Below are 12,460 nucleotides of genomic sequence, written 5' to 3'. Positions count from 1 at the left end.
GAGGGTCAGGTACGGGCGTCGGCGGCGTCGTCGGGACGGGCACCGCCGGAGCTGCGGGCGTCGGCGTCGGGGCCGGCCCTGCCCGGGAGGTGGCGTCTTGGACGGGCACCGCCTGTACTGCGGGCGGCGGCGTCGTCGGGACGGGGTACCGCCCGTGCTGCGGGCGGCGGCACGGGGACCGGCACCGTCCGAGCCGCGCGGGGCGGCGTCAGCGCTTGGACCGGGTGCGGCCGACCGGCGTGCGGGCCGGACCGCGGGTGGCCGCGGGGCCGGGCCCGGCGGCGGGCTCGGTGGCGGCGGCCTCGGCGAGGCGGACGAGCCGGGACTCGCAGTGGTCGAGCCAGCGGGCCTCGGCCTCCGCCTGGAAGATCAGCTGCTCCACGACGAGCAGCCAGGCGACCTCGTCCCGGTTGGCCGGGACGTCGGCCAGGGCGCGGGCTTTGAGCCGGGTGTAGTCCTGCATCGCCTTGAGCGTGTGATGGCGCTGGGACTGGATGACGTCCCGGATGTCGACGCCCGGTGCGCCCACGGCCATGGCGAGCTTGATGGCCAGTTCGTCGCGGGGCGGACTGGTGCGGTCCACGGGCGTCTCGAACCAGGTGCGCAGTTCGGCGCGGCCGTCGTCGGTGATCGTGTAGAGGTCGTGCCCGGCGTCGTCCGAGACGTCCTGGACGATCATGCCGTCGCGCTCCAGGCGGCTGAGCGTCGTGTAGACCTGCCCGACGTTCAGGGGCCAGGTGGAGCCGGTGCGCGACTCGAACTCGGTGCGGAGCCGGGACCCGTAACGGGGGCCCCGCTCCAGCAGGGCCAGCAGGCCGTGGCGAATGGACATACCGAGTATGTATACCGAGTATGTTCCTCCTGGCAAGTCCCGTCGTACGGCTCGTCGGCACGTCGTGGCGGTGCTTCGCCGGAGCGGGACCGGTGGGCCGCGACGCTCAGTTCGTCCGGCGTATACGGAACGCGAGGAAGCCGAGCCCGAGACCGACCAGGGCGATGCCGCTGCCGAGCGAGACCTGTTGCACCCGCTGTACGGACGCGGCGTCCAGCGCCTGTCCGGCCCGTTGCCCCGGATCGGTGAAGGCGCTGGGCGGCGGGGTGGAAACGGGCAGGTCGATGGTGTCCACGACGGACTTCCCGGACTCCCCGGCCTCCTCGGGCGCGTGGTCCTCGACGGGATCCTCGGCCCGCGCCGGCTCCAGCGGCGACAGCGAACGCCCGGGACGCGTCTTGCCCGCCCCGGCCTCGCGCCCGGCCAGGGGGGCGGTCGACCCGGTGACGTCGGGGGAAGCGGAAGCGGAGGAGGGGGATTCCGACGCGTCCCCGCCGGGCCCGGCGGGGGCCTGCGCGCCGGTCCCGGTCGCTGTCGGGGAGGACGGGACCGGAGTGGTCCCGGAGGCTCCGGGGACGGGCACGCCGGATGTCGGGGGAAGGGCGGAAGGGAGCGCCGAAGGGGACGTGGAGCCCGGCGGGGCGGGCGAGGGGGCGACCGGAGGGGACGCGGTGGCGGCGGATGCGTTGGCGGCGGGGCCCGTGATCCCGGGGGGCATGGCGGTGAGGGACGCACCGTCGGGCGCCGATGACCCGTGGGCGGAGCCGCCCAGCGGCCCCAGCGCCGCTCCGGCCGCCGCCAGCAGAGAGACCGCACACCTCGACGGCCATGCGGCCGGAAGTCCTGGAGCCATGAGATCAGCGTCACACGCGTCCCTCCATCCGGCATCCCGGACGCGGTGTCCGGAAATCCGGGGCCCCATACCGGTCGACGACGAAGATCCGGCGAGATCCGTGGACCCGTAACGATCACCTTCGGACACCGCCCGGCCGGGCGGTGGGCTCAGGAGCGGCGGATCACGAGGGCTTGCCGGTGGAGACCTTCAGCTCGAAGTGGGCGCCGCGCTCGTCGACCGCCGTGCCGGGGGACGGGAACTGGCCGACGATCTGATCCTCGGCGTAGGTGTTGCCCGGCTCCTCGATCACCTTGATCGTCCAGCCCGCGGCGAGGGCGCACGACTTCGCCGACAGGATGTCCTTGTAGACGAACCGTGGCGCGCGGACCTTCTTCGGGTCGTTGGAGTCCTCGGAGGCGTTCGAGCACTCCGTTTCCTTCATCGTCCGGTTGCGCTCCGGCGGGCGGTACCCCTCCACCGACTCGCTGGAGCCCTGGTCGTCGTCCTTGCCCGCCTCGTCGTCCTTGCCGCCCTGGAGGGCGATCGCGGTGATCAGGCCGCCGACCGCCAGCAGCGCGACGACGATCGCGCCGACGACGACCGGCATGTTCCGCTTGGAGCCGCCGCGGTCGGTGGTGCCGACGGCCGTCGAGTGCTGCGGGCTGATCGCGTACGGCGGCGGGGTCTGGTGGGCCGGCGGGCCCGGGGTCGGGTAGCCCTGCGCCTGGGGCGCCTGTGGGTAGCCGTAGCCCGGCGTGGGCACCGGGGTCGGCTGGCTGTACGGGCCCGGCTGCTGGGGCTGCGGGTGCGGCTGGTACGGCGTCTGGACGCTCTGCGGCGCCGGGGTGCTCTGGTCGACCGGCGGGAACACCGCCGAACCGACACCGGCACCGCTGTTGGCGGGCCCGCCGCCGGTCACGATCACCGGGGCGCCGGTCTGGCCGCCGGAGGCGTTCAGCACGCGGGCGATCTCGTCGCGCATCGAGGCGGCGCTGGGGAAGCGCTCGTTCGGGTTCTTCTTGAGCGCGCGGGCGACGAGGGCGTCCATCGCCGGGGTGACCGCCCGGTTGATGCTGGAGGGCGCGACCGGCTCCTCCTGCACATGCGCGTACGCGATGGCCAGCGGCGAGTCCGCGTCGAACGGGATCCGGCCGGTGAGCAGCTGGAAGAGCATGATGCCGACCGAGTACAGGTCGGACCGGGCGTCGACGCCGCGGCCGAGCGCCTGCTCGGGGGAGAGGTACTGCGGGGTGCCGACGACCATGCCGGTCTGCGTCATCGAGGTGACACCGGACTGCATGGCACGGGCGATGCCGAAGTCCATGACCTTGACGATGCCGCGCTTGGTCATCATCACGTTGCCGGGCTTGATGTCCCGGTGGACCAGGCCCATCTCGTGGCTGGTCTCCAGGGCGGCGAGCACGTCCGCCGTCACCTTGAGGGCCTTGTCGGCCGGCATCGCGCCGTGACGGTGGATGTCGGCGGCCAGCACCGAGCCGAGCGGCTGCCCCTCGACGTACTCCATGACGATGTACGGCATCAGCGCACCGCCGAGCTCGTCCTCGCCGGTGTCGAAGACCGAGACGATGTTGGTGTGCTGGAGCTTGGCGACGGCCTGCGCCTCACGCCGGAAGCGCTCGCGGAAGGACTGCTCGCGGCCGAGCTCGGTGTGCAGGGTCTTGATCGCGACCTGGCGGTCCAGTGCGGAGTCGTAGGCCAGGTATACGGACGCCATCCCGCCCTCGCCGAGCAGGTCGCGCAGCTGGTAGCGGCCGCCCGCGACCGCCCCGCCCGCGTAGCGGCCCTGTGCGCCGTCCTGGCTCATGACTTGCATCCCCCTCGGCGGCGCGCGGTCGAACGCGGTGTGTTCCGTCTGACGGCTTCTGTCCGACGTGATTACGTGCGACGCGGTTCCGTACAACGCGATTACGCGCCAAGTCTGCCGTAGGGGTCCGACACGTCAAGCCGGGTGCCCGTTCCGTGACCCTACGCACAAGAAGCGTCTCGGAAGCGTTACAGGAAACGCGTCAAACTCAGGTGCGGGACCCGCCGGGCGGTCCGATCATCCTCCTGCGGGGGAACCGTGGTGTCCGGCGGAGGCTGTAGCGTGACGTGGCAACGCAGCAAGCACCGTGAGAACCCGCGGACGCGCGGACAGATACGACGGCGAGGACTGATGGCACCCGATTCCGAAGCAAACGGCGGCGGAGTTTCGGATGGCTCCGACGCCTGGGGTGTCGGCGGCGTCGTCGGTGACGGACGCTACCGGATGACCTACCGGCTCGGCCGGGGCGGCATGGCAGAGGTCTACGCGGCGGAGGACGTCCGGCTCGGACGGACGGTCGCGGTGAAGCTGCTCCGCTCCGACCTGGCCGAGGACCCGGTCTCCAAGGCCCGCTTCACCCGCGAGGCACAGTCCGTCGCGGGCCTCAACCACCACGCGATCGTCGCCGTGTACGACTCCGGCGAGGACGTCGTGGGCGGCCAGACCGTCCCGTACATCGTGATGGAGCTGGTCGAGGGCCGCACCATCCGCGATCTGCTCCTGACCACCGAGGCCCCGCCGCCCGAGCAGGCGCTGATCATCGTCTCGGGCGTGCTGGAAGCCCTCGCGTACTCGCACCAGCACGGCATCGTGCACCGCGACATCAAGCCCGCCAACGTGATCATCACGGACTCCGGCGCGGTCAAGGTGATGGACTTCGGCATCGCCCGCGCGCTGCACGGCGCGCAGTCGACGATGACCCAGACCGGCATGGTCATGGGCACCCCGCAGTACCTCTCCCCCGAGCAGGCGCTCGGCAAGGCCGTCGACCACCGGTCCGACCTGTACGCCACCGGCTGCCTGCTCTACGAACTGCTCGCGCTGCGGCCCCCGTTCACCGGTGAGACCCCGCTCTCGGTGGTCTACCAGCACGTCCAGGACATCCCGGTGCCGCCGTCCGAGGTCTCGGACGTGGTGCCGCCGGAGCTGGACGGGATGGCGATGCGGGCGCTGGCGAAGGACCCGGACGACCGGTTCCAGAGCGCCGAGGAGATGCGCGGGCTCGTCCAGTACAGCCTGCAGATGCTCCAGGTGCAGGGCGGTCACACGGGCACGTGGAACACCGGTCCGGTCGCGCAGCACGATGGCCGGACCCCGCCGCACGGGATGTCCGGCTCCACCCGCGTGATGGGCCACCCGGTGCACGGGGACACCTCGCAGGGCCCGATCCTGCCGCCGTACAACCCGGACGACGGGGGCTACGACGGCGGCGGCGGGCAGCGGCCGTCCGGCGGCGGGCGCGGCAAGATGTGGCTCTTCGTCCTGCTCGCGCTGGTCGCGATCGGTGCGGGGGTCGCCTTCGCCGTCAACGCCGCGCAGGACAGCGGCGGGGAGAAGGACCCGGTCACGCCGTCCACCTCGGTCAGCCAGTCCGAGAAGGAGCCCTCGGAGGAGCCGTCCGAGGAGGAGAGCGACGAGCCGGACGAGCCGGACACGTCCACCGGCGGTCAGACGCAGCCGAACCCGCCGCCGTGGACCCCGGACCCGACCCCGAGCGAGCCCTCGTTCACCCCGTCCCCGACCCCGTCCGAGCCGGACCCCGGTACGTCGGACGGCAACACCAACGAGGGCGGCAGCGGCGAGCCCACGAGCGACCCCTCCGAACCGACCGCCGACCCCGGCACCCCGGCCGGCGCGGGCGCCGACGGCGGGGCCGGTGACGACGCCGGAGCGGGCGGGGGCGACGACGCGGCCGGGGACGGCGCGATGTAGTAACGCACCACCGCACCACTCCGTGAGCCCGGCGTGCGCCCTAGTGGCGCGCGCCGGGCTCGTGCGTGTCGCACCCCTTCGCACCCCTTCTCTCCGCGAAGGCCGCGCCCATCACTCCGTGAAGGCCGCGCACACCGCCTCGTACTCCCGCGTCCACCACACCGCCAGGGCCGACACCGCGGGGAACTGCGGGTCGGCCCTGCGGTCGTCGAGGCGGTAGCGCCAGCGGAGTATCCAGAAGTCGTTGAGCCGCTCCCACCACACCCGGTGTACCGCGGCCGCCAGCTCCGCGGCCCCCGCGCCGGCGGCCCGCCGGTACGCGCGGGCGTACGCCCGTACCTTCGCGAGGTCCAGCTCCCCGGCCGGCCGGACGAAGAAGATCGCCGCCGCCCGTACCGCCTCCTCGGCGCGCGGCTGTACGTCCAGCCGGTCCCAGTCCACGATCGCGACCGGGTCGGCGCCCCGGTAGAGCAGATTCAGCGGGTGGAAGTCCCCGTGCACCCAGCCGGTGGCGGGCCCGTCCGGGGTGGGCGGACGGCGGTGGGCGTGCTGTTCGAGCAGGGCGCGGCGCTCCACGAGCCGGTGCACGGCGAGTTCGTCGAAGGCGTCGCGGGGGGTGTCCCGGCCGCCCTGCCCGCGCGCGGCGGCCAGCAGGTCGTCGATCAGCGCGAAGGTGTCGGCGGCGTCCGGGCTGCGGTGCCCCGGCCGGGCGGGCGGGCTCGCCGGATGCGGGCCGTCGCGTGGCGCCATCACCTGCTCCAGGCCGGTGTGCACGGCGCCCAGGAGCGTTCCGAGCCGGCGGGACTGGGCGGGGGTCAGCTGGGCGCCGACCCGGTGGAGGCCGTCGACCCAGGGGTGCAGGGCGTAGCACCGTTCGCCGATCACGGTGACGGTGTCGCCCCGGGTGTCCGTCAGGGGCGGGACGACGGGCACGCCGAGCGACTGCAGGCGCTGGGTGGCGCGGTGCTGGCGCACGATCGCGGCGCGTTCGCCGCTGGTGTCGTCCAGGTGCTTCTTGTCGAGATGGTGCTTGAGGAAGTAGGAGCCGCTCGTGGTGGAGACGCGGTACCCGTGGTTCAGCAGGCCTTTGGCGATCGGCTCGCAGGCGAGCGGCTCGCCCACACCCGGGTAACGGCGCAGCACCTCGCCGACCGGGGGAACAGGTGGACGAGTGACATATGAGCGCAGCACTTACCAGATGTTAGATCACTCTGTGTGGTCACTCTGCGGACTTGCGGTCACGGCCACGGGTGCGCTAAAGGCCGTCCCGTCATCCCTGCCGCCCGCCGGCCCTGACGGGACAGCCCTGGCGGGCCTCCCGACGCCTCAGAAGTCCAGCGTGTGTTCGGTGACGAAGTGCGGGTCGATCCGGAGATAGGCCGGCGCGTAGGGCTCCCCGTTGACGGAGACGGGCGCGGCCCCGAACAGTTCCTCCTGCCCGGGGCAGGGGTGCACGATCTCGGCGGGGCCGGTGAACTGCACCGACCACAGGCTGGCGCCGTCCCCGGTCGCCGCGTCGCTGTAGTTGTCCGCCCCGTACGCGACGACGCTGCCGTCGCACGCCTCGTGGTGGCCGAAGCCGCTGTGCATCCGCAGCAGGATGCGGCCGTCGCTCACGATGTGCCGGGCCACCGCCAGGAACGGCAGGGCCCGCAGGCTGGTCGCGAGGCGGCCGTACGGGACCCGGCCGAGCAGCTCGATGGGCTCGGTCCGCTCGACTGTCGCGGTCGCGGCGCGCCGGATCGTCCCGGTCGCGAGGAGTTCGTCGAAGGACATGGATCCACTGTCCACCGGCCGTAGGGACCGCGTAAGAGTCGCCTGCCCCGGCCGGTGCGGGACCAAAGTCCCGCCGCCCGGCGGCGGCAGCGGCCTCAGCGGCGCTCGGCCTGGAGCCGCGCGACGTACGCGGCGGCCTGCGAGCGACGCTCCATGCCCAGCTTGGACAGCAGGCTGGAGACGTAGTTCTTGATGGTCTTCTCGGCGAGGTGCAGGCGCTCCCCGATGACCCGGTTGGTCAGGCCCTCACCGATCAGGTCCAGGATCCTGCGCTCCTGTTCGGTGAGGCCCGCCAGCTTGTCGTCGCTCTTGCCGCCGTCGCGCAGCCGCTCCAGCACCCGGGCGGTGGCCACCGGGTCCAGCAGGGATTTTCCGGCTGCCACCTCCCGTACGGCATTCAGCAGTTCATTGCCGCGGATCGCCTTCAGCACATATCCCGAAGCGCCCGCCATGATCGCGTCGAAAAGCGCCTCGTCGTCGGCGTACGAGGTGAGCATCAGGCATTTGATGTTCTCGTCCTGGGAACGGACTTCCCGGCACACCTCCACACCGCTGCCGTCCGGCAGCCGCACGTCGAGCACCGCCACGTCGGGGCGTGTCGCCGGGATCCGCGCCAGGGCGTCCGCGGCCGTACCGGCCTCGCCGACCACCTCGATGTCCGCCTCGACGGAGAGCAGCTCATGGACGCCACGCCGGACGACCTCGTGATCATCGAGCAGAAATACGGTGATTTTTCCATCTTCGCGCACGATCGCAGTCTCACATACTCGCTTCCCCTCCGCTCTTCCCTGGCGCTGATCCGCGGGATAACGTGCCGTTGTTCCGGCGGCCTGCAAGGCTGTTTCCAGTGCCCTGACCAGCAGAGCTTCGCGATTTTTTCGATTTACTTGGAAATCCAAGCAAAATCGCAGGTCAGATAGGGTTTCGCAGTTGTGCGACGCACTGGGTAACGTGCCTGTGACAGGGCACTCGCCGGGGCACCTGTCACGCCTGATCCCGGCCGGCCGGCACCCACCCCGTGCGCGGTTGTCGGATTCAGGCGAGCCGCACTGGTTCCCGGCAGACCCCGGGGGCCGGACCGACGGAGGAGCACGCACGTGACCGTGGAGAGCACTGCCGCCGCGCGTAAACCGCGACGCGCCAGTAAGCGGACCAGCGCCGCGAAGAAGCCGCAGAGTTCCGAGCCCCAGCTCGTACAGCTGCTGACGCCCGAGGGTGAGCGCGTCGAGCACCCGGACTACAGCATCGACCTGAGCGCCGACGAGCTGCGCGGCCTGTTGCGCGACATGGTGCTCACCCGCCGCTTCGACGCCGAGGCGACCGCCCTCCAGCGTCAGGGCGAGCTGGGCCTGTGGGCCTCGCTGCTCGGCCAGGAGGCCGCCCAGATCGGCAGCGGGCGGGCCCTGCGCGACGACGACTACGTCTTCCCGACCTACCGGGAGCACGGGGTCGCCTGGTGCCGCGGCGTGGACCCGGCCAACCTGCTCGGCATGTTCCGCGGCGTGAACCACGGCGGCTGGGACCCGAACACCAACAACTTCCACCTGTACACGATCGTCATCGGCTCGCAGACGCTGCACGCCACCGGCTACGCCATGGGCGTCGCCAAGGACGGCGCGGACTCCGCCGTGATCGCGTATTTCGGTGACGGAGCCTCCAGCCAGGGCGACGTCGCGGAGGCGTTCACCTTCTCCGCGGTCTACAACGCCCCGGTCGTGTTCTTCTGCCAGAACAACCAGTGGGCCATCTCCGAGCCCACCGAGCGCCAGACCCGCGTGCCGCTCTACCAGCGCGCCCAGGGCTACGGCTTCCCCGGCGTCCGCGTCGACGGCAACGACGTCCTGGCGTGCCTGGCCGTCACCCGCTCCGCGCTGGAGCGGGCCCGCCGCGGCGAGGGCCCGACGCTCGTCGAGGCGTTCACGTACCGGATGGGCGCGCACACCACCTCCGACGACCCGACGAAGTACCGGGCCGACGAGGAGCGGGCCGCCTGGGAGGCCAAGGACCCGATCCTGCGGCTGCGCGCGTACCTGGAGAAGGAGAAGCTCGCGGACGAGGCCTTCTTCACCGCGCTGGACGAGGAGAGCGAGACCCTCGGCAAGCGGGTACGGGAGGCGGTACGCGCGATGCCCGACCCGGACCCGATGGCCCTGTTCGAGCACGGCTACGCCGACGGCAGCTCCCTCATCGACGAGGAGCGGGCCCAGTTCGCCGCCTACCAGGCATCGTTCGCCGACTCTGCCGAGGAGGGCAAGTAGCCATGGCCGTGGAAAAGATGTCCATCGCGAAAGCGCTCAACGAGTCGCTCCGCCTCGCCCTCGACAACGACCCGAAGGTCCTCATCATGGGTGAGGACGTCGGCAAGCTCGGCGGCGTCTTCCGGATCACCGACGGACTCCAGAAGGACTTCGGCGAGGACCGGGTGATCGACACCCCGCTCGCCGAGTCCGGCATCGTCGGCACGGCGATCGGCCTGGCCCTGCGCGGCTACCGCCCGATCGTCGAGATCCAGTTCGACGGCTTCGTCTTCCCCGCGTACGACCAGATCGTCACGCAGCTCGCCAAGATGCACGCCCGCGCGCTCGGCAAGGTCAAGATGCCGGTCGTCGTGCGCATTCCGTACGGCGGTGGCATCGGCGCGGTCGAGCACCACAGCGAGTCCCCCGAGGCGCTCTTCGCGCACGTCGCGGGCCTGAAGGTGGTCTCGCCCTCGAACGCGAGCGACGCCTACTGGATGATGCAGCAGGCCGTCCAGAGCGACGACCCGATCATCTTCTTCGAGCCCAAGCGGCGTTACTGGGACAAGGGCGAGGTCGACACCGAGTCCATCCCCGGCCCGCTGCACAAGGCCGTGACCGTCCGCGCGGGCAGCGACCTCACGCTCGTCGCGTACGGGCCGATGGTGAAGGTCTGCCTGGAAGCGGCCGCCGCCGCCCAGGAGGAGGGCAAGTCGATCGAGGTCCTGGACCTGCGCTCGATGTCCCCCATCGACTTCGACGCCATCCAGGCGTCGGCGGAGAAGACCGGCCGGGTCGTGGTCGTCCACGAGGCGCCCGTCTTCTACGGTTCCGGCGCGGAGATCGCCGCCCGGATCACCGAGCGCTGCTTCTACCACCTCGAAGCCCCCGTGCTGCGGGTCGGCGGCTATCACGTCCCCTACCCGCCGGCCCGGCTGGAGGACGAGTATCTGCCCGGCCTGGACCGGGTGCTCGACGCCGTCGACCGCTCGCTGGCGTTCTGAGGAGAGGGTTCGTGACGACGATGACCGAAACGTCTGCTCGTTTCCGTGAGTTCAAGATGCCCGACGTGGGCGAAGGACTGACCGAGGCCGAGATCCTCAAGTGGTTCGTCCAGCCCGGCGACACCGTCACCGACGGACAGGTCGTGTGCGAGGTCGAGACCGCGAAGGCGGCCGTCGAGCTGCCGATCCCGTTCGACGGGGTGGTGCACGAGCTGCGCTTCCCCGAGGGCACGACCGTCGACGTCGGCCAGGTGATCATCACGGTCGACGTGGCCCCGGGCAGCGGCGATGCGCCCGCTCCGGCCGCCGAACCGGCCCAGGCCGCCGCTCCGGTCCAGGAGCCGGTGGAGGCCGCCGATTCCGGTGAGGCGCCGAAGACCCGCACGCCGGTCCTGGTGGGCTACGGGGTCGCCGAGTCCTCCACCAAGCGCCGCCCGCGCAAGGGGGCGGCGGCCGTCCCGGAGGCCGCCGCCGTCGCGGCGGCGGTGCAGGCCGAGCTGAACGGACACACGACGCCCGCGCCGGCCCCCGCCGCTCCCGCGCCCGTGGCCGATGTTCCGGTCGGCGGCCGCCCGCTGGCCAAGCCGCCGGTGCGCAAGCTCGCCAAGGACCTGGGCATCGACCTGGCGACGGTGGTGCCGACCGGCAAGGACGGCATCATCACCCGCGAGGACGTCCACGCGGCGGCGGCTCCGGCCGCGGCCGAGGCTCCCGCGGCGGCCCCGGCCGCCGAGCCGGTGGCAGTGGCTGCCGCCGAACCGCAGGCCGCGGTGGGCTCCGCCCGGGAGACCCGTATCCCGGTCAAGGGCGTCCGCAAGGCCATCGCGCAGGCGATGGTGGGCAGCGCGTTCACCGCGCCGCACGTCACCGAGTTCGTCACGGTCGACGTGACGCGCACGATGAAGCTCGTGGCCGAGCTCAAGGAGGACAAGGACATGGCGGGGGTGCGGGTCAACCCGCTCCTCATCATCGCCAAGGCCCTCCTGGTCGCGATCAAGCGGAACCCCGAGGTCAACGCCGCCTGGGACGAGGCCAACCAGGAGATCGTGCGGAAGCACTACGTCAACCTGGGCATCGCGGCGGCCACCCCGCGCGGTCTGATCGTGCCGAACATCAAGGACGCGCACGACAAGACGCTGCCGCAGCTCGCGGCGGCCCTGGGCGAGCTGGTCACCACGGCCCGGGACGGCAAGACCTCCCCGGCCGCGATGGCGGGCGGCACGGTGACCATCACCAACGTCGGCGTCTTCGGTGTCGACACCGGTACGCCGATCCTCAACCCGGGCGAGTCCGCGATCCTGGCGATCGGCGCGATCAAGCTCCAGCCGTGGGTCCACAAGGGCAAGGTGAAGCCGCGCCAGGTCACCACGCTGGCCCTGTCGTTCGACCACCGCCTGGTCGACGGCGAGCTGGGCTCCAAGGTGCTGGCCGATGTGGCGGCGATCCTGGAGCAGCCGAAGCGCCTGATCACCTGGGCGTAACGCGTTTTCCCGGTGGGCCCGTACGCTGCGTACGGGCCCACCGGCATGTCCGGGCGTCACCGTACGGCGAGTTCGGCGAACACGGTCTTCCCCACCGTGCGCGGCTCGACACCCCAGTCGTCGGCGAGCTGCGCGACGATCAGGAGACCGCGCCCGTAGCAGTCGTCGGCCTCGGGCTCGCGCGGACCGGGCAGGTGCTCCCCGCGCGGATCGCTGACGGCGATACGCAGTGCGCTCGCGGTGAGGGTGAGGTGGACCCGGAAGAGCCGGCCCCGGATCGCCCCGTGCAGCAACGCGTTGGTCGCCAACTCGCTGACCAGCAGCGCCGCGTCACCGGCCAGGGCGGGATGTCCCCACTGGAGGACGAGCCGGGCGGCGCGGTGCCGGCTGAGGACGACGCTGTGCGCGGTGGGCGTGTAGTCGACGCGGTCCTCGCGGAGGACGGGGTCGGGGGCGGGTGCGGGGAGCTCCTGGGCTGCGGTCATGGGCGCGTGCCTCCGGGGTGGGGTGGGCGGTGGGCTTTGCCTGGTTGGCTCCG

At 72.0% G+C, this 12,460-nt stretch carries 11 protein-coding genes; 4 read left to right on the top strand and 7 right to left on the bottom strand.

The window, feature by feature from the left end:
- Window positions 1–208 precede the first annotated feature (208 nt).
- From ACGF2Y_RS02685 to ACGF2Y_RS02675, 3 genes are all read right to left on the bottom strand, one after another.
- A complete protein-coding gene (locus ACGF2Y_RS02685) occupies window positions 209–832 on the bottom strand; it encodes a PadR family transcriptional regulator (RefSeq protein ID WP_392942642.1) in 624 nt (207 codons plus the stop codon).
- Window positions 833–938: 106 nt separating this feature from the next.
- Window positions 939–1,685 (bottom strand): hypothetical protein, encoded by a 747-nt coding sequence (locus tag ACGF2Y_RS02680; protein ID WP_392942640.1) that lies wholly within the window; start codon window positions 1,683–1,685, stop codon window positions 939–941.
- Window positions 1,686–1,848: 163 nt separating this feature from the next.
- Complete coding sequence (locus tag ACGF2Y_RS02675) at window positions 1,849–3,492, bottom strand: protein kinase (protein WP_392942638.1); 1,644 nt, start codon at window positions 3,490–3,492, stop codon at window positions 1,849–1,851.
- A 351-nt stretch (window positions 3,493–3,843) separates the two neighbouring features.
- Between ACGF2Y_RS02675 and ACGF2Y_RS02670 the strand changes: the two genes are divergently transcribed.
- Window positions 3,844–5,424, top strand: a complete 1,581-nt coding sequence (locus tag ACGF2Y_RS02670) for a protein kinase (protein ID WP_392942636.1) — start codon at window positions 3,844–3,846, stop codon at window positions 5,422–5,424.
- Window positions 5,425–5,535: 111 nt separating this feature from the next.
- On the opposite strand, the gene ACGF2Y_RS02665 is transcribed toward ACGF2Y_RS02670, so the two are convergent.
- The 3 genes from ACGF2Y_RS02665 to ACGF2Y_RS02655 all read right to left on the bottom strand — a co-directional run bounded on the left by ACGF2Y_RS02665 (window position 5,536) and on the right by ACGF2Y_RS02655 (window position 7,949).
- Window positions 5,536–6,567, bottom strand: coding sequence for a phosphotransferase (locus ACGF2Y_RS02665; RefSeq protein ID WP_392943287.1), 1,032 nt, complete (start codon window positions 6,565–6,567; stop codon window positions 5,536–5,538).
- 183 nt (window positions 6,568–6,750) lie between these two features.
- A complete protein-coding gene (locus ACGF2Y_RS02660; protein WP_392942634.1) occupies window positions 6,751–7,200 on the bottom strand; it encodes a pyridoxamine 5'-phosphate oxidase family protein in 450 nt (149 codons plus the stop codon).
- Window positions 7,201–7,295: 95 nt separating this feature from the next.
- The gene (locus tag ACGF2Y_RS02655) at window positions 7,296–7,949 is read right to left on the bottom strand and encodes a response regulator (protein ID WP_392942632.1); all 654 of its coding nucleotides are present in this window, start codon (window positions 7,947–7,949) and stop codon (window positions 7,296–7,298) included.
- Window positions 7,950–8,297: 348 nt separating this feature from the next.
- Between ACGF2Y_RS02655 and pdhA the strand changes: the two genes are divergently transcribed.
- Genes pdhA through ACGF2Y_RS02640 form a run of 3 tightly spaced genes read left to right on the top strand, consistent with a single transcriptional unit; the run spans window position 8,298 to window position 11,922 of the window.
- Complete coding sequence (gene pdhA, locus ACGF2Y_RS02650; protein ID WP_392942630.1) at window positions 8,298–9,458, top strand: pyruvate dehydrogenase (acetyl-transferring) E1 component subunit alpha; 1,161 nt, start codon at window positions 8,298–8,300, stop codon at window positions 9,456–9,458.
- Window positions 9,459–9,460: 2 nt separating this feature from the next.
- Window positions 9,461–10,441, top strand: coding sequence for an alpha-ketoacid dehydrogenase subunit beta (locus ACGF2Y_RS02645; protein ID WP_392942628.1), 981 nt, complete (start codon window positions 9,461–9,463; stop codon window positions 10,439–10,441).
- Between the two features lie 11 nt (window positions 10,442–10,452).
- The gene (locus ACGF2Y_RS02640) at window positions 10,453–11,922 is read left to right on the top strand and encodes a dihydrolipoamide acetyltransferase family protein (protein WP_392942626.1); all 1,470 of its coding nucleotides are present in this window, start codon (window positions 10,453–10,455) and stop codon (window positions 11,920–11,922) included.
- A 56-nt stretch (window positions 11,923–11,978) separates the two neighbouring features.
- Here ACGF2Y_RS02640 and ACGF2Y_RS02635 read toward each other — a convergent pair whose 3' ends face one another.
- Window positions 11,979–12,407: an ATP-binding protein gene (locus ACGF2Y_RS02635; protein WP_392942624.1), complete on the bottom strand. Its 429-nt coding sequence runs from the start codon at window positions 12,405–12,407 to the stop codon at window positions 11,979–11,981.
- Window positions 12,408–12,460: the final 53 nt, after the last annotated feature.

This window comes from Streptomyces sp. NPDC048142 (assembly GCF_043202835.1).
Lineage (GTDB): Bacteria > Actinomycetota > Actinomycetes > Streptomycetales > Streptomycetaceae > Streptomyces.
Note: the sequence above shows the minus strand (reverse complement) of the source record. Positions and strands in the feature narration are given on the sequence as shown.

Coding starts and splice junctions, on each gene's coding strand:
- ACGF2Y_RS02685 (WP_392942642.1), bottom strand. CDS start 832: ATGTCCATTCGCCACGGCCTGCTGGCCCTGCTGGAGCGGGGCCCCCGT.
- ACGF2Y_RS02675 (WP_392942638.1), bottom strand. CDS start 3,492: ATGAGCCAGGACGGCGCACAGGGCCGCTACGCGGGCGGGGCGGTCGCG.
- ACGF2Y_RS02670 (WP_392942636.1), top strand. CDS start 3,844: ATGGCACCCGATTCCGAAGCAAACGGCGGCGGAGTTTCGGATGGCTCC.
- ACGF2Y_RS02680 (WP_392942640.1), bottom strand. CDS start 1,685: ATGGCTCCAGGACTTCCGGCCGCATGGCCGTCGAGGTGTGCGGTCTCT.
- ACGF2Y_RS02635 (WP_392942624.1), bottom strand. CDS start 12,407: ATGACCGCAGCCCAGGAGCTCCCCGCACCCGCCCCCGACCCCGTCCTC.
- ACGF2Y_RS02645 (WP_392942628.1), top strand. CDS start 9,461: ATGGCCGTGGAAAAGATGTCCATCGCGAAAGCGCTCAACGAGTCGCTC.
- ACGF2Y_RS02660 (WP_392942634.1), bottom strand. CDS start 7,200: ATGTCCTTCGACGAACTCCTCGCGACCGGGACGATCCGGCGCGCCGCG.